The organism is Methanobrevibacter sp. (assembly GCF_045603845.1).
Taxonomy (GTDB): domain Archaea; phylum Methanobacteriota; class Methanobacteria; order Methanobacteriales; family Methanobacteriaceae; genus Methanocatella.
The window spans coordinates 13,555-30,962 of record NZ_JAZUMY010000059.1; the positions used below are offsets into that span (position 1 = coordinate 13,555).

The 17,408-nt window shown below is 37.3% G+C and carries 14 protein-coding genes; 7 read left to right on the plus strand and 7 right to left on the minus strand.

Going from position 1 to position 17,408, the window contains the following annotated elements:
- The first annotated feature begins 42 nt into the window (after positions 1-42).
- Positions 43-2,235: a CDC48 family AAA ATPase gene (locus ACKI2W_RS05065; RefSeq protein WP_407379873.1), complete on the plus strand. Its 2,193-nt coding sequence runs from the start codon at positions 43-45 to the stop codon at positions 2,233-2,235.
- A gap of 31 nt (positions 2,236-2,266) precedes the next feature.
- Here the strand turns inward: ACKI2W_RS05065 and ACKI2W_RS05070 are convergent, their stop codons facing one another.
- Positions 2,267-2,929 carry a PolC-type DNA polymerase III gene (locus tag ACKI2W_RS05070; protein WP_407379899.1) on the minus strand — a complete coding sequence of 221 codons (663 nt, stop codon included), beginning with the start codon at positions 2,927-2,929 and terminating at the stop codon, positions 2,267-2,269.
- 77 nt (positions 2,930-3,006) lie between these two features.
- Here ACKI2W_RS05070 and ACKI2W_RS05075 point away from each other — a divergent pair, with 77 nt between their 5' ends.
- The 6 genes from ACKI2W_RS05075 to glmM all read left to right on the plus strand — a co-directional run bounded on the left by ACKI2W_RS05075 (position 3,007) and on the right by glmM (position 9,706).
- On the plus strand, positions 3,007-3,897 hold the full coding sequence (locus ACKI2W_RS05075) for a DMT family transporter (RefSeq protein WP_407379875.1): 891 nt from the start codon (positions 3,007-3,009) through the stop codon (positions 3,895-3,897).
- An 8-nt stretch (positions 3,898-3,905) separates the two neighbouring features.
- Positions 3,906-4,754: a methanogenesis marker 8 protein gene (locus ACKI2W_RS05080; RefSeq protein ID WP_407379877.1), complete on the plus strand. Its 849-nt coding sequence runs from the start codon at positions 3,906-3,908 to the stop codon at positions 4,752-4,754.
- 77 nt (positions 4,755-4,831) lie between these two features.
- A complete protein-coding gene (gene thiC / locus ACKI2W_RS05085; protein ID WP_407379879.1) occupies positions 4,832-6,106 on the plus strand; it encodes a phosphomethylpyrimidine synthase in 1,275 nt (424 codons plus the stop codon).
- Positions 6,106-7,761 carry an ATP-dependent DNA ligase gene (locus ACKI2W_RS05090; protein WP_407379881.1) on the plus strand — a complete coding sequence of 552 codons (1,656 nt, stop codon included), beginning with the start codon at positions 6,106-6,108 and terminating at the stop codon, positions 7,759-7,761. The genes thiC and ACKI2W_RS05090 overlap by 1 nt, the downstream gene beginning before the upstream one ends.
- Before the next feature lie 117 nt (positions 7,762-7,878).
- A complete protein-coding gene (locus ACKI2W_RS05095; protein ID WP_407379883.1) occupies positions 7,879-8,277 on the plus strand; it encodes an OB-fold nucleic acid binding domain-containing protein in 399 nt (132 codons plus the stop codon).
- Between the two features lie 64 nt (positions 8,278-8,341).
- On the plus strand, positions 8,342-9,706 hold the full coding sequence (gene glmM / locus ACKI2W_RS05100; protein ID WP_407379885.1) for a phosphoglucosamine mutase: 1,365 nt from the start codon (positions 8,342-8,344) through the stop codon (positions 9,704-9,706).
- A gap of 246 nt (positions 9,707-9,952) precedes the next feature.
- Here the strand turns inward: glmM and ACKI2W_RS05105 are convergent, their stop codons facing one another.
- From ACKI2W_RS05105 to ACKI2W_RS05130, 6 genes are all read right to left on the minus strand, one after another.
- Positions 9,953-11,089, minus strand: coding sequence for a tetratricopeptide repeat protein (locus tag ACKI2W_RS05105; protein ID WP_407379887.1), 1,137 nt, complete (start codon positions 11,087-11,089; stop codon positions 9,953-9,955).
- 19 nt (positions 11,090-11,108) lie between these two features.
- Positions 11,109-11,819, minus strand: a complete 711-nt coding sequence (locus tag ACKI2W_RS05110; RefSeq protein ID WP_407379889.1) for an anaerobic ribonucleoside-triphosphate reductase activating protein — start codon at positions 11,817-11,819, stop codon at positions 11,109-11,111.
- Positions 11,819-12,919, minus strand: a complete 1,101-nt coding sequence (gene hisC / locus ACKI2W_RS05115; protein WP_407379891.1) for a histidinol-phosphate transaminase — start codon at positions 12,917-12,919, stop codon at positions 11,819-11,821. The genes ACKI2W_RS05110 and hisC overlap by 1 nt, the downstream gene beginning before the upstream one ends.
- A gap of 3 nt (positions 12,920-12,922) precedes the next feature.
- Positions 12,923-13,405, minus strand: a complete 483-nt coding sequence (locus ACKI2W_RS05120; RefSeq protein WP_407379893.1) for a gamma carbonic anhydrase family protein — start codon at positions 13,403-13,405, stop codon at positions 12,923-12,925.
- Positions 13,406-13,425: 20 nt separating this feature from the next.
- A complete protein-coding gene (gene glmU / locus ACKI2W_RS05125; protein ID WP_407379901.1) occupies positions 13,426-14,712 on the minus strand; it encodes a bifunctional sugar-1-phosphate nucleotidylyltransferase/acetyltransferase in 1,287 nt (428 codons plus the stop codon).
- Positions 14,713-15,040: 328 nt separating this feature from the next.
- The coding region (locus tag ACKI2W_RS05130; protein ID WP_407379895.1) for a CARDB domain-containing protein at positions 15,041-17,408 on the minus strand (2,368 nt) is incomplete at its 5' end.

The window sequence follows — 17,408 nt, forward strand, 5'->3', positions numbered from 1 at the left end:
AATTTCTTATCATACTAATCAAATTATACGGAGATGATATCTATGACTCAAAATGAAAAAACTTTAAAAGTTGCAGAAGCCCTTTCACAAAGGGAAATTGGTCAAGGTATTGCAAGAGTTGATCCTAACGTAATGACCGAATTAGGATTAAACGAAAGAGACATTATTGAAATTAACGGCGCTAAAAAAACTGCCGCAATCGTACTTCCTTCACAAACCGACATAGGCCTTGGAGTTATAAGAATTGACGGACTTGTCCGTAAGAATTCCGGAGCTACAATTGGCGGTGAAGTAATAATCAAAAAAGCAAAAGCGGTTGAAGCTAAAAAAGTCGTTTTAGCACCTACTGAAGATAACATCCGTGTACAGGGTGATGTGCGCGGTTTATTTATGGGTAAAGTAATGATGAAAGGAGACATTATCGGATCTCAAATCAGAGCTCCAAGACCAAATATGGGATTTAACAGCATATTTGAAGATTTAATGGACTTTACCCCTGCAATGAAAGAAATCAGATTTGCAGTATTATCCACTCAGCCTGGAGGAATCACCGTGGTCGGACAGAACACGGAAGTGGAACTCCACGAATCTCCGGTTGACGTAAGCAAACTCGAAGGCGTAACCAATCTCGTAGATGTAAGCTATGAAGACATCGGAGGTCTTAAAGAAGAAGTTAAAAAAGTAAGGGAAATGATTGAAATCCCTCTTAAAAGACCGGAATTATTCGAAAAATTAGGAATTGCACCACCTAAAGGAGTGTTAATGCACGGTCCTCCCGGAACCGGTAAAACATTACTGGCCAAAGCAGTAGCCAGCGAAAGTGATGCCCACTTCATATTAATCAATGGGCCTGAAATCATGAGCAAATATGTCGGCGGATCCGAAGAAAACCTAAGAGAATACTTCGAAGAAGCAGAAGCAAACTCTCCATCAATCATATTCATTGATGAACTGGATGCAATTGCTCCAAAAAGAGAAGAAACCAACGGCGAAACTGAAAGAAGGACTGTTGCACAATTGTTAACATTAATGGATGGTCTTAAATCAAGAGGCCAGGTTGTTGTAATCGGTGCAACAAACAGACCTGATTCACTTGATCCGGCTCTCAGAAGACCTGGGAGATTTGACCGTGAAATAGAAATTGGTGTTCCTGACGCTGACGAAAGACAGGAAGTTCTTGAAATCCACACAAGGAACATGCCGATAGAAGATGACGTTGACTTGAAAAAATTAGCAAGCACAACCCACGGGTTTGTAGGAGCTGATTTAGAATCATTATGTAAAGAAGCAGCGATGAGAGTAGTCAGAAGGATATTGCCTGAAATAAAAAGTGATGAAGAAATTCCAGAAGAAGTCCTCAAAAAAATTATCGTAACAAAAGACGACTTCAAATCCGCCTTAAAAGAAATCCAACCTTCAGCACTTAGGGAAGTTCTCGTACAGGTACCTGACATCAAATGGGATGATGTTGGTGGACTTGATGAGGCTAAACAAGAATTGAAAGAAGCAGTCGAATGGCCTTTAAAATATCCTGAAAACTTCCAGAAACTAGGCGTAAAACCTCCAAAAGGAATCCTGCTTTACGGAATTCCAGGAACCGGTAAAACATTACTTGCAAAAGCAGTAGCAAGTGAAAGTGAAGCAAACTTCATTTCCGTCAAAGGACCTGAACTCCTATCAAAATGGGTGGGAGAATCCGAAAAAGGAGTAAGAGAAGTGTTCAGAAAAGCTAAACAAACCGCCCCAACAGTAATCTTTTTCGATGAAATCGACTCCATTGCAAGTACAAGAAGCGGAAACGATACTGACAGTGGTGTAACAAAAAGAGTTGTTAATCAACTATTAACAGAAATGGACGGTTTGGAAGAGCTTGAAGACGTTGCAATCATTGCGGCAACAAACAGACCAGACATTATTGATCCTGGTTTAATGAGGCCTGGAAGATTCGACAGACACATCAAAGTCGACACTCCATCAGAAGAAGCAAGACTTGCAATATTTGAAGTTCACACTAAAAATATGCCATTAGCTAGTGATGTAAACCTCAAAAAATTAGCAAAAAGTACCGACGGATATGTCGGAGCAGATATCGAAGCCGTATGTCGTGAAGCAGCAATGCTCACATTAAGAAACGATATGGAAGCTTCTGAAATCCCAAACAAATATTTCAAAGAAGCTATTGAAAAAGTAAAACCTGCCAATAACGCAGAAGAACAGTTAGTCCAATATATGTAAGGAAGAACTCACCATTCTTCCTTCCCTCCTCTTATTTTCTAGGCAAAATCTCATCACTAGGCCTTAAATAATTGGAATAATACTGTGCCTTATATTCAATAAATGAAAACTTCATGCCATTGACACCATATTTAGGATTATATCCGAAAATATTGATATATTCTGATAAATCATCGCGTTCATTTTTCAATGCCTTGGTTACCTCATACAATGCCTTTGTATCATCAATGGCCCTGTGGAAATTAACCTCTTCAATACCATAATGATGAACAGCATCAATTAACTTGTGAGGATAGCATTTGCGGTCCTTGAAAACAGTGACAGTGTCTAACCAGTTAAGATTTGATACGATTTCATCAGCTTCATCCGGAAAATGCCTTTTTAATAAGTAGTAAATGAATGATAAATCAAAATGAGTGTTGTGGGCAATCATCAAGGTATCCTTTGTTAACCTTTCTTTTAAATCCTGAGCGACAGTTTCTTCTGATACCCCATCACTTTCAAGCATCTCATCTGTGATGCCGGTAATTTGAGTTATTTTAGGGGGAAGAGCTTCGTTGATTTTAATGAATTTATCGTATTCTTCAGTAATTGCACCATCTTCCAAAGTAAACATTGCAAGTTCAATAATCCTTTCATTTTTACAGTCAAGCCCAGTAGTTTCCGTGTCAAAAAATATAATTTTAATTTGAATTCCTCCAAAATATAAATAATCCTAGTAAAGCATATGTCTAAAATTAAATATATTAATATCTAAAATATATAAGTGATATGAAAAAACTTTATTTGATTTTACCAATATTATCCGGAATGCTATTTGGATCAAGCGGAATATTTGTCAGGACATTAACCCAAAACGGAATTGACGCCACGACATTGCTGTTCCTCAGATTTTCAATAGCCATTTTAATATTATTGATAGCAATCCTTGCAACAGACAGAAATCTGATTAAAATCAAATTAAGTGACCTGAAACTTTTCATAATAACCGCATTATGTATTGTCGGACTAAATCTCTTTTACAATACCTCAATGAATACTGTTCCATTATCCCTTGCAGCAGTGCTTTTAAGCTCAGCACCTGTATTTGTAATTATTTTTGCATATATCCTGTTTAGAGAAAAAATCACAAAAACAAAAGTAATTTCAATAATCTTAGTGATTATCGGATGCATTCTGACAACGGGACTGCTTGAAGGAAACTATGCCAATGTTTCAGCAATAGGAATAGTTGGTGGTGTTGTAGCTGCAATATTCTGGGCAATGTATACCGTTGCATCCAAAAAGGCTCTTGAAGAGAAAATACATACATATACAATATTATTCTATTCATTAATCATTTTGACATTAATTCTGCTGCCCTTCACTAATTTTAGCCAGATTACAGCATTCGTCAGCTCAAATATTACATCCAACACATTATTTTTAATATTACACTCAACATTCTCATTCGCCCTGCCCTATATTTTGCTGACAGTTTCCCTGAAGCATATTGACTCCGGTAGCGCTTCAATATTAACTTCAGGAGCGGAACCTTTGGCGGCACTGTGCTTTGGAATGATTGTATACAGTGAAATTCCAACAGTTCTAACATTCGTTGGTGTTGTTTTAACAATTTTGGCATTAATTATATTATCAAAAAATGAAAAAAAGATAAATTAGGTGAGAGTATGGTCAAAGATCATCATGTTATAGAAGCACTTGGAAAAACAGAAGTAATAATAGAAAACGGCGAAGTGGTATCTGTCGGAGAGCCATTAGTAGATTACTGTCCCATATTTGATAAAATCGATGATGCAAAGCATCTTGATAAGGATTTTATTAAGTGGAATATGGAAAAAAGGATTCGTGAATTTGGGATGTGCACTGCCGAAAGAGTAGTTAAAATGCCTGATATGATGTCATTCGGTATTTCTGAAATCCTAAAAACAAATAAGGAATTAGGATTGATTGACTGTGTAGTCGGCGTTTGTGAAGGCGTAGGAACACTACTGATAACAGACCCTGAAATCATCCAGGGCGTCGGAGGAAGAGTTTCGGCACTGGTAAGCACAACACCAATACCTGAAGTCATTGAAAAGGTAGGTGCTGAAAATGTCGTAAATCCGGAAACTGCTGATTTAGACCCGATAAAAGGACTTGAAATGGCTATTGAAAGAGGTTATAAAGACATAGCAGTTACAATTTTGCCTTCAAAAACAATAGTTGAGCTTCGAGAATATCCTCTTCCCGAAGATGTTAATATCTACATTTTTGTGGCACATACAACAAATGCCACAGATGAAGAAGCAGAAATCGTCTTTAAATACGGGGATGTCGTAACGGCATGCGCCAGTGAGAAGATTCGTGATTATGCAGAAAAAGAGGAAGTTTATTATTCCGGTTCAAAAGTGCCGATTTTTGCAGTCACTGAGAAAGGTCGTGAATTTTTAGACAACAGACTTGAAAAGATAGGCAAAGCATTAACAATTAAAGATTATCCTTTGAACCGGAAAACTCATCCAAATCCTTTAGTTTAAAAAAGATGCAATAAAATAATAAATACTTTAATTAACAAAATTATTTGTATTGAATTTACTATAAATGAGGGAAAATATTGACTCAAAAAAGCGAAGCTATAAAAGGCAATGTCACACCAGAAATGAAGGATGTTGCAAAACAGGAAAATATTGATGTTGACAAACTGGCTAGATTAATAGCTGATGGAAAAGTCGTCATTCCAAAAAATATTAATGGCCATGCAAAAGCATGCGGTATCGGTGAGGAGCTTTCAACCAAAATTAATGCAAACATCGGTTCCTCTTCCAAAATCGATGATTTGGACCTTGAAATAAACAAAGCCAAACTGGCTGTTGAATACGGTGCAGATGCAATAATGGATTTATCAACAGGATCTGACTTGAAACTCTTCAGAGAGAAAATAATGGATGCTGTTGATGTCATCATCGGAACAGTACCTATTTATGAAGCAGGAGTTGTTACTCTTGCAAAAGGCAGGCAAATCGTCGATATGGATCCTGACGACATTTTCAAGGCCATTGAAAACCAGGCACGTGAAGGAGTTGATTTCATGACACTTCACTGCGGAATTACAAAAGATTTGGTTTCAAAATTGGAAAAACAAAAACGTATGATGGGCATTGTCAGCCGTGGAGGCACTTTTATGGCCTCATGGATTAAGCACAATGAAATGGAAAACCCGTTATATGAAAACTACGATTATCTTTTGGAGCTATCCTATGAATACGACATCACATTATCCCTAGGTGACGGACTTAGGCCAGGCTGTTTAGCTGATGCGAGCGATATCCCTCAAATCCAGGAATTAGTTAATTTAGGCGGTCTTGTTAAAAGAGCACAGGATGCGAATGTTCAGGTCATGGTTGAAGGACCGGGACACATGCCATTGAATCAGATTAAAGCAAATATGGAAATCCAAAAGACGATATGCCATGGAGCACCATTCTATGTTTTGGGCCCGTTGGTTACTGATTTGGCTCCAGGCTATGACCACATCACCTCCGCAATCGGCGGAGCGATAGCTGCAAGCAGCGGAGCTAATTTCCTGTGTTACGTTACCCCTGCAGAGCACCTGTCACTTCCTTCACTTGAAGACGTTAAGGAAGGAGTAATTGCATCAAAGATAGCTGCCGAAGCTGCTGATGTTGCAAGAGGACTTCCTCAGTCATGGATAAGGGAACGCCAAATGGCAAAGGCAAGAAAAGAATTTGATTGGGAAAAACAGTTTGATTTGGCATTCGACAAGTCAAAACCTAGACAATACCGTGATAAATGTGAACTTGACGATGATGAAATGTGCGCAATGTGCGGAGAATATTGTGCGGTAAAAATAGCAAAAGGCGATTTCTAATGAAATATCAGGAATTAGTGGACGTTTACTCAGCTCTTGAAGCAACGACAAAACGTCTGGAAAAAACAGACATTATAGCAGAATACCTTAAGAAATTGGATGCCGACACTATTGGAAAAGTCGGACTGCTGCTTTTAGGCGGAGTCTTTCCGGCATGGAGTTCAGAAGAAATAGGTATCGGCGCCAAACTGGTTGAAAGAGCTGTTGCAGAAGCTGTAGGTACCACACAGGCAAAGGTTGAAGATGCAGTTCGTGATGAGGGAGACATCGGTCTTGCATGCATTGAGTTATACTCCAAAAAGTCCCAGATGACATTTTTCTCACAGCCTTTAACAATTAATTTCGTTTTTGACAGCCTGCAGAAACTGTCAAAGATAAGCGGATCTCGGTCTACTAATCGTAAGATTTCAATTATTTTAGAATTATTATCACAGGCTTCAGCTACAGAAGCCAAATACCTGACAAGAACAATTACCGAAGAGCTGAGAATTGGCGTTGGTGACGGAATTGTTCGAGATGCAATAGCCCAGGCATTTGATATTGACAAAAAGGTTGTTGAAAGAGCTCAGATGCTTACAAATGACTTTTCAGTTGTTGCAACAACAGCACTTCTGGAAGGGGCTGAAGGATTGAGCAAACTCAACTTGACTCCTGGAACCCCGGTAAAGCCAATGCTTGCACAGCTGTCACCTCCGGTTGCAGAAATCATCCCTGAAATGGGCACCGCAATCTGTGAGACAAAATATGACGGTATCAGACTGCAGGTTCACAGAAACGGCGAGGAAATCAAGATATTCACACGCAGACTGGAAAACATTACCCATGCACTGCCTGAAATCGTTGAGCTGTTTGATGAGCACCTGCCGCATGAGGATTACATTGTTGAAGGCGAAGTAATAGCTACAAGAGACGGTAAACCTCTGCCTTTCCAGAACATCCTGCACAGAGTAAGGCGCAAATACAATGTTGAAGAAGCTATGGAAAATGTTCCTTTGAAGTTATACCTGTTTGATGTTTTATATTATAAAGAACCAATGATTGATGAACCTCTGATGACAAGAAGAGAAACCCTGGAAAGCATTGTTGATACAACAGATGATGCAATGAACTTAAGTACCATGATTGTCGGAACGCCGGACAACATTGATGAAATTGAAGAACTGTTTAACTCATCAATTGCTGCCCACCACGAAGGAATCATGATTAAAAACGCATCAGAACCATACATTCCGGGAATTCGAGGCAAAAAAATGCTTAAATATAAAGCAGAACCTGAGACCTTAGATATGATTATCGTTGGCGGAACATACGGCATAGGTAAAAGAGGAGATTTCGTCGGATCATACCTTGTAGCGCTCAGAGATGAAAATGATGAGTTCAAAACCGTTGCATATGCCGCAACAGGACTTGACGATGCCACATTAGAATATCTGACCGGCAAAATGAAAGAACTGGAGATTTCAACAAAAGGCCGTGAAATTGTTGTTGAGCCGAAAATCGTCTTGGAGATTGCATTTTCCGAAATTGTGGAGTCCCCTGAATATGAAACAGGCTATTCACTGAGATTCCCTGTCGTTAAAAACATCAGAAAGGATAAGGGACCAATGGACGTCGACACTGTCGAAAGACTGCTTTCAATGTATGATGCGCAATAGCTGACTTTAAATGTTTCACTATTCAGACTACTGAACCCATACAATATAACCTCACCATACAATATAACCGGATTAAATCCTAACTAATTTATTTAACAGTAAATTAGAAGTAGATTTATGAAGATTACAGATGACAAATTATTAAAAATAGCTTTGGTAACTTCTTTAATAGGCCTGATTGGACTGATTTTATTCACACCGTCAATTGAAGTTAAGGAAGTGAAAATTGAAGATGTGACACGTTCAATGATAGATGAGGAAGTCAGCATTAACTGTGTAGTAAGCGAAGTAAAATCATCACGCAGCGGAAGCAGTTATTTCCTAACCATAAATGACGGAACCGGGCAGATGTCACTGATTGTTTTTGAAAGCCAGGTTGCACAGAAGCAGACAAATAGTCTGGAAATTGAAGACTTCAAGGACAAGAAAGTGAATGTTGTTGGAAAAATTACCGAATATAATGGTGAAATGGAAATCGTTTTATCAAGCGGAGATAGTTTGAAAATCATAGAATGACAAATACTTATTTATCTATTGAAAATCAAAAATTAGTATAATCAAGTTTATAGGAATTATTAAAATGTCAAAAGAAAAAAGATTATTTGGAACATTTGGAGTTAGAAGAACCGCAAATGATGTGTTGACACCGGAATTTGCCACAAGACTTGCAGCATGTTATGGAACTCAAATACAAGGAACCGTTGCAGTCGGCGGAGACACTAGAACTTCAAGTCCAATGTTAATAGAAGCCGTGAAAGCAGGCCTTTTATCATCCGGCTGTGATGTTGTGGATTTAGGAATCCTGCCGACACCGGGCGTTCAATATGCAGTTCGCAAATATTATGATGGGGGAGTAATGATTACCGCTTCACACAATCCTCCGAAATACAACGGTATTAAGTTCTTAGACGAATACGGTATTGGAATTCCTGACGATATGGAATTGGCTATAGAGGAATTATACTTTGACAGCGAACCTAAAAGAGCGGAATGGCATGAAATAGGCCAGATTTATCACAACGATAAAATCATTGACGAATATGTTGATGAGGCAATTTCAAAAGTTGATGCTGAAGCTATTCGCGAAGCAAATCTGAAAGTCGTTGTTGACTGCGGATCAGGCGCCGGCGCTTACACTGCCCCTTACTTAATCCGTAAATTGGGCTGTGACGTGACTACTCTCAACTGTCAGGCCGACGGATTCTTCCCTGGCCGTGACCCTGAGCCTATTGAAGAGAACCTGCAGGAACTGATCAGTGTCGTTAAAGAACTGGGTGCCGACATCGGTCTTGCTCATGATGGTGACGCAGACAGAACCATTTGTATCGACGAGAAAGGAAACTTTGTTTTGGGAGACAAAACGTTCACCCTTGTTGAAAAACAGATGCTTAAGGAAAATGATGGCGGAATCATCGTGACAACAGTTGCAACTTCACAGGCAATATATGACATTGCTGAAGAATACAACGGCGAAGTAATAGCTACTGCTGTTGGAGACTTGCTTGTTGCACGTAAACTGCATGAAACCGACGGATTATTCGGAGGAGAAGAAAATGGTGGTTTAATCTTCCCAGATTTCGTTTACGGAAGAGATGCTGTAATGACTGTTGCCAAAATATTGGAAACATTAGCTTTAGAGAAAAAATCATTATCCGAGCTAGTGGCTGAACTTCCGGTATACTATGCAAGCAAAACCAAGATTGAGTGTCCTGACGATCAAAAACAGAATGTAATGTCCAGTATCGCTGAAGAAATCAAAACAACCACAGATTTCGAATTGGATTTAACTGACGGAGTTAAAATCTTAAAAGAAGACGGTTGGGTGATTATCAGGCCATCCGGAACCGAACCAATATTTAGATGTTTTGCCGAAAGTGATTCACAGGACAAAGCAGACGAAATGACCGAATGGGGACTCGGTTTAATTAAAAAATACAAAAACTGAAATTGAAGTAAATACTACTTCAATAACTTATTTTTATTAAAAACACTATAAAAACCATCAAAAATTATTTAATTTAGAGAATTATTGAAAAACTACATTTTTTAATCTTTTTTTAACACAACATATTTTATTTTTACAGTTAATTAAAACAGGCATACATGACAAAAGTATTGAAATAATAAAAGCCATCTTTAAAATAATCAATTCAAAATATTAGAACAGATGAAAAAGACGATGGTATGTACATTATAAGTTATCAAGACACTCTTCTTTTAGGAAAAATGCATCCTCATTGTCTGGATTTCTAAGCAGGACCCTATTGAAACTATCGACAGCCTCTTCAAACTGACCCAGTTCCATCAGCACTACGCCTTTATTCAACAGAAAATCAATATTATATTTTTCTAATGAAATAGCTGTGTTGAAACATTCCAAAGCCTCATCAAGTTTACCCAAATCAATGTAGGCATTACCCATCCTGTTGATAGCTTCAGCATCCATTTCAGAATCATCCAGACAGACCTCCACAGCCTTATCGAAAGATTCTATAGCTTCCTCCAAACGACCCATATCGGTTAAAAGATTTCCTCTTGAGTTCCAAACTTCAGGATTTTCACTATCAATGACAATGAGCTTGTCATAAACTCTCAAAGCCCTGTCATATTCACCTAAAACCTCTAAAATGAAACCTCTCCAATATAAAACAATAGGACTGCTAGGCGAATAGTTATAAGCAATAGTGCTTGATTTATAAGCGCCTTCCAAATCCCCTGCATTTAAAAGAGCTATGGCCTTATTATTTAAAATATATACATTATCCGGTTCAACGGACAGTGCCTTATCATAACATTCGATAGCCTCATCAAACTGTCCTAGCCTTGAAAGGTTATCTCCCTGCTTATTTAAAAGATAAACATCATTAGGGTCAATTCTTAAAGCGGCATCATAGCACATTGTGGATTTGTCGAATTTACCGCTGTCGAAAAGAATATCCGCACGCTTGGTAATCATTGACTTTTCATCAATCTTATCTCCTTTCCAATCGTCAATGTCCAATTTTTCAAAATAAATAATCTGGAATTCGTCAGAAGGGTCAACACGACCGCCATACATCTTTTTAAATTCTCTTAACATGTCTTTGGAGTCCTTGAAACCTTCTTCCCTTGCAATTTCATCATCATCAATAATATCCTCAAAAGATATATCCTCAACACCAGTGACAATAGCTTCAAAAATTTTCATTTTTTCTTTTGAAACGAGATTCCAATAACAATATAACCTATCTCCCTCTTTAAGAGGGTTTTTCCATAGCTTACGAATAGTTCTTCTTTTTTTACCCGTAATAACATCAATATCGTTACTGGAAAATGATAAAATTGGCATTATAAACATCCCTTAAATCTTATTCAATAATCTGTTCTCCAAATTCTGCAGTCTTGACTTTTACAACCCCATCAAACACAGGTTTTACATATTCCGCTAATTTACGCAAATCATGAGGATTCGGCACATCTACCTCTTCCAATGCAGGATCCAGAACATTTTTGTTTCTGAACTGTTGAAGAGTGTAAATATCTCCTTCAATATCATTGACCAAATTGAAAATATCCTTTTTTGTATGTAAAGTCGGAACATATGTAGTTCTAAGCTCCAAGTGAACATTAGAATCACTGTTTAAAAGTTTCATTGATTTTTTTACGTTGGAACCAACATTAGCACCAGTTACTTTTCTGTATTTTTCAAAGGGCGCTTTAACATCCAAAGACACAAAGTCCAATAGTTCCAAATCCAATAATTTTTCAATCTTATCCGGATAAATACCGCTTGTGTCCAGCTTTGTTTTAAGGCCAATGCTTTTAATATATGTGAACAGTTCTATTAGTGCATCCAGTTGCATTAAAGGTTCACCTCCAGACAATACAACAGCATCGATGAAATCTGCGGCATTGTCTATTTCTTCCTTAACCTCTTCAAAGCTTTTTTGAGTTCTGTCTTCCAGCAATTCCACATTGTGACAGTATCTGCATGCCAAAGGACATTGGGACATGAAGATGACCAGAGACATGTTTCCATGGAATTCAACAGATGATATTAAAGTTCCGCCAATATACATCAATCCACTACCTCATGAACTATCTCAATGAATTTCTTATTCTCTTCCATAGTACAGATGCTTATTCTAATCCAATATTCATCCAAACCTTTAAAGGAAGTGCAGTCACGCACAATAATGCCTCTTTTCATGAATTCACGAGTGATTTCGGCTGCTGTATATCCTGTATCCTTAACACCAATTAAAATGAAGTTGGATTTGGACGGGAATACATTTAAACAATCGATTTTTGACAATTCATCAATCAAAAAGTCCCTGCTTTCAATTCCGTCCCTGATGGATCTGTCAATGTATTCCTTATCTTCAAAAGTGCTGACAGCAGCTACAAAAGACAATCTCGTTAGGGAAAATACGGGTTTGATTCTATGCATATACTCTATAATCTCTTCGCATGCAAGACCGTAACCTATCCTCATTCCTGCAAGACCCAAAACTTTGGACATTGTTCTGATGATGAAAATATTATCATAATCATCAATCAGGTCCTTGTTTGTGACTTCAGAATATTCGAAGTAGGCCTCATCAATGACAATTAAAACTTCCGGGTTCTCGCCGGCTATTTTTATTAAATCCTGCCTGTCAATTAAGGTTCCTGTAGGATTGTTCGGACTGCATAAGAATATCATTTTCGTTTTTGGAGTGATTTTATCGAAAATTGAATCAACATCCAAAACATTTTTTTCCAAATCCCATTTTGCATAAACCGGATGGGCACCATACTGTTTCAACAGGTACTCATAATACATATAGGAAGGCAGAGGAACAATGAATTCATCATCAGGCTCTATGAAAGTTTTTGCTAAAACATCAATGATTTCGTCAGCCCCATCCCCTCCGATAATGACTTGAGAATCCTTAACGTCAGAATATTGTGCCGCCAGATGAACCAAATCCTTAAGTTGGGATTCAGGATATCTGTTGATGGATTTTGATTCTTCCGCAATTGCCTTAATGGCTTTTGGAGAAGGACCCCATGGGTTTTCATTTGAACCCAGCTTAATGATATCCTCTTTTTTTAATCCGAATTCAGCAGCGATTTCATCTTGTGATCTTCCAGGGACATAAGAGTCCATATCACTAACAATTTGTCTTGGTTTCATGATTTAATCTTCCTTATATTGTTTGGAAAGTTTTACGTAATTATCAGCATTATCTTGGATATGTTGAATCTGTTCCGGAGTTACTTCCTTAACTAATTTGGCCGGAACACCCAAAAGCAGACTGTTTTCGGGAAATTCCTTTCCTTCACTTACAACAGCTCCGGCACCGACAATTGAGTTTTTGCCTATTTTAGCGCCGTTTAAAACTGTTGCATTCATTCCAATCAGCACGTTATCTTCAAGCGTGCATCCATGGATTACCGCTCCATGACCAACAGAGACGTTTTCCTTAATTACAACGGGAAAGTCCTTTGAACAGTGAACAACACAGTTATCCTGAACATTGGAATTGTTTCCTATTTTTATGGACGCAACATCTCCTCTTAAAACGGCACCATGCCATATAGAAACGTTTTCGCCGAGTTCAACATCACCAATTACTTGAGCACCAGGGCATATTACAATAGAGTCTTTTTTATTTTCCATAATATCACTAGTCTTTTAAATTACTTTTCTTTATTTTTATCCTGAATAATATGATTCTGTTTTAATAACACTCTCGTATCGGAAGGCAGATCCTCATACAATAAAACATTTGATCCGATTGTGGAGTTTGATCCGACTTTTACGCCGGGTGAGAAACTTGAATTGATACCTGTCTTTACAGAATCACCAATGATAGCTCCAAGCTTACGTCTTCCACTGTCTTCCATTGAATCCTTGATTTTTGTCTTAATGTTTGCATTATCAAAACGAAGGTTAGCAATGTTGGTTCCTGCCGCAATATTACAGTTGGAACCGATAACAGAGTCCCCAACATAACTTAAGTGACTTACATTAGTGTTTTCCATAATAATTGAGTTTTTAATTTCAACTGCATTTCCGACGTGGACGTTATCACCGAAGTAAGTATTGCCTCTAATATAACAGTTAGGCCCTACATCACAGTTTTTACCGATATATACATTACCTTCGATGTAGACTCCTGCCTTAATGACACTTCCTTCACCCAAATAAACTTCTCCGTGAATGTGAGCGCCATTTTCTACTTTACCTTTGATTTTGGTTTTTAAATTGCCTATGAGTTCTTCATTAACTTCAATGAGTTCCCATGGCCTTCCGACATCAATCCAATCCTTATCGGTCTTGTGGCCGAGAACATTTTTACCTTCATCGATTTGAATGCTCACGGAATCTGTAATTTCATATTCTCCTCTTTCAGATATTTCAGTCCTTTCGATTTTTTCAAAAATATCCTTGTTGAATACATAAATACCTGTATTAACCAGATTGCTAGGAGCGTCTTCTTTTTTAGGTTTTTCAACAATGCTTTTGATATTTCCGTCTTCTATTTCAACAACACCGAATGCAGAAGGGTCATCAACTTCAGTTAAAACCATTAGAGTGTCCGGTTTTAAATCTTCATATTTCTTAATGATGTCATGAATTATCTCATCATCAAGAATAATATCACCGTTTAAAACAAGTAAACTGTCTTCAATAAAGTCTTCACCATAGGAAATTGCATTTGCTGTTCCAAGGAAGTCCTTTTGAGTTTTGTAAGTGATATTTACTCCGAATTTAGAACCGTCACCGAAATAGTCCCTTACAATTTCTTCCTTATATCTGACAATTAACAAAATATCAGTAATGCCGTTGTCTTTTAAAGCTTCGATGTTATATTGAATGATTGGTTTTCCTGCAACCGGCAACATGGTTTTTGGCTTTGTAAGTGTTAATGGCCTCATCCTAGAACCTTCACCGGCGCCTAAAATTATAGCTTTCAATTTTATTACCTCATATTTATTAAAAATTATTGTAAAATATTATGTTTTTTCTAATATATATTAATTTTATAGTGAATTTTGAATGCAATTTGAAAGAATGGATTAACTATCAATTTAATTAATTTTATGATTGATTATTTTAATGGAATGGAAATTCATATCGAAATAATTTAATGTATATTGAATATAAAAAAACCATGAATGAAAATCATTAAAAATGATATGGGACATCCACATCTTCTGAATAATTTAAAAAAAGTTCATCAATTCAAAAATTTTTTAAAAAATAAGAAAAGGAGGGGGATGAAAAAACCCTCCGGTCGTGTGTTAAATTTTATTCTTTACGTCTTCTTAAAGGTATTAATGCAAATACAATCAATAATAATATGATTATAGGATTACCGGTTGCTTTGCTATCCATTGGGACATGAACAGGTTTTTCATCCTCAGGAGTTACTGGTGTAGGAGTTGGAGTCGGAATAATACTGACATCCGCATCAGCACTCACATTACCTGTCATATTTGATCCTGCAATAGCAACGTTTGTAATATTAGCAACTTTAGTAGCATTACATACAATTGTGAAGCTTATACTTTCATTTGGAGCTAAACTACCTGAGTAAGCATATTTATTACCATCTTTAGTCCAATTAGTACCGTCGAAACTGACAAAGACCAAAGCGTCCGGAATTTCATCAATGACAAATACATCACCAAGAGTACAGTCACCGGTGTTTCTTACAGTAATAGTGAATGTTACTAATTCACCCACTTTCACTGAAGTCTTATCGGCAACTTTAACTACATCAATTCCAGGAGTTATAACAACAGTAGTGTTGTTTGAGTAAGCTTTTTCAGTAGCATTGCTGGTTAAATTAGAACCTGCAACAACTTCCGGCATGAATTGTCCTGATTTAGTAGTATTGAAGTATAATATGTAACTGATTGATTCACCAGGGTTTAAAACACCATCGTAAATAAATCTATTACCCACTTTACTCCAGTTAGTACCTGTAAATCCAGTGTAAATCAATTCTTCTGGGAATTCATTTGAAACATAAACTGAACCTAGGATGCAGTCACCATCATTTGTAACGATTACAGTGAAGCTCACGGGTTCACCGGCAATTACGCTCGGATTATTGGATATTTCACGAACACTTAAACTTGGAGTGTAAACTCTAACTGAAGCTTCAGCAGTGCGATTATCCGTATTATCAGAACCTACAATTATTTCATTTGTGAAATTACCTGATACAGTAGTATTTACAACAATGAATAATTCAATATCCTCACCAACAGCTAAAGAACCGTTATAATAGAACATGTTTCCATCATTGGTCCAATTAGTGCCGATAAAGTGGTCATAAACTAATCCTTCAGGAATAACTTCATCAATGAATACGCCTGTAAGCTCGATATCTCCAGTGTTGGTAATAACTATTCTGAATGTAGTTTGATTACCTGAGTACACTACTTCTTCAAGTGCAACTTTAATTGCAGAGATATCCGGTTGATATACGCGAACATCAACATCACTGTGCTTAATGGTGCCTTCTTCAGTACAGTTAACTGTAGCTGTATTTACAAAGGTACCGTTGGTTAAAGCTCTTACAACAATCCAAACAGTGTATGTTCCATTCATGCTTAAACGATTGACATTCCATATTAAAATATTTCCATCCTCAGTAAAGTTTTCACTGGATGTGACAACAGCAAATGCTGAAGTATCTAAAATATCCTTAATCACAACACCAGTAGCGTCCACTACAGCATGGTTGGTAACTTCAATTGTGAAGTTAACCAGCTCGCCGACGATAGCGGAAGTTACATTTGTTGACTTGATGATTTTCAAGTCTACTCTGTAAACAGGAATTGTAGCGTTATCCATGACTTCAGTCGTATTTTCATTGCAGTATACAGATACGACATTAGTATAATTACCAACATCTGTTGTCTTAGCTTTAACTGTAAAGTTATAGGACTCACCAGCAGCCAAGAATGGAATAACCTGATCCAATTCACCATCAACCAAAGTCAAACCGTCAGGTAAAACATCCCTAACAGTAACATTAGTAGCATTGGAAGGACCATTGTTAGTCACAGTAATATTGAAAGTAACAATATCACCAATTCCGTAGTCATCTGAATCCGCAACTTTAATGACATCCAAATTAACTATGCAATATGCTTCAACAGTGTCGTTAGCCGTTTTTTCAGTAGCATTTTCATGACTGTAAACTGAAACAACATTTGTGAAATTACCGCTGACAGTAGTTCTAGCTTTAACAGTGAAGTTATAGGACTCACCAGCAGCCAAGAATGGAATAATCTGATCCAATTCACCATCAACCAAAGTCAAACCGTCAGGTAAAACATCCCTAACAGTAACATTAGTAGCATTGGATTTACCATTATTAGTCACAGTAATTGTGAAAATAACTTCTTCACCTGCAAGAACACTATTGACATTAGCGACTTTGCTTACATCCAAGATAACATCATATTTAGCTTCAACAGTATCATTATCGTCTTGAGTAGTTGGCTCTTCAGTACAATTGACCAAAGCAACATTAGTAAAAGTACCATTAGTTAAAACTTTAACAAGCACCCAAACAGAATAACTTTGCTCACTTGACAAATTACCAACATTCCAAACAATATTCTGAACGTTTCTAGTGTAAGTACCATTAGCATCAACG

Coding starts and splice junctions, on each gene's coding strand:
- glmM (WP_407379885.1), top strand. CDS start 8,342: ATGTCAAAAGAAAAAAGATTATTTGGAACATTTGGAGTTAGAAGAACC.
- ACKI2W_RS05120 (WP_407379893.1), bottom strand. CDS start 13,405: ATGGAAAATAAAAAAGACTCTATTGTAATATGCCCTGGTGCTCAAGTA.
- ACKI2W_RS05095 (WP_407379883.1), top strand. CDS start 7,879: ATGAAGATTACAGATGACAAATTATTAAAAATAGCTTTGGTAACTTCT.
- ACKI2W_RS05080 (WP_407379877.1), top strand. CDS start 3,906: ATGGTCAAAGATCATCATGTTATAGAAGCACTTGGAAAAACAGAAGTA.
- ACKI2W_RS05075 (WP_407379875.1), top strand. CDS start 3,007: ATGAAAAAACTTTATTTGATTTTACCAATATTATCCGGAATGCTATTT.
- ACKI2W_RS05065 (WP_407379873.1), top strand. CDS start 43: ATGACTCAAAATGAAAAAACTTTAAAAGTTGCAGAAGCCCTTTCACAA.
- ACKI2W_RS05105 (WP_407379887.1), bottom strand. CDS start 11,089: ATGCCAATTTTATCATTTTCCAGTAACGATATTGATGTTATTACGGGT.
- ACKI2W_RS05090 (WP_407379881.1), top strand. CDS start 6,106: ATGAAATATCAGGAATTAGTGGACGTTTACTCAGCTCTTGAAGCAACG.
- hisC (WP_407379891.1), bottom strand. CDS start 12,919: ATGAAACCAAGACAAATTGTTAGTGATATGGACTCTTATGTCCCTGGA.
- ACKI2W_RS05110 (WP_407379889.1), bottom strand. CDS start 11,819: ATGTATATTGGCGGAACTTTAATATCATCTGTTGAATTCCATGGAAAC.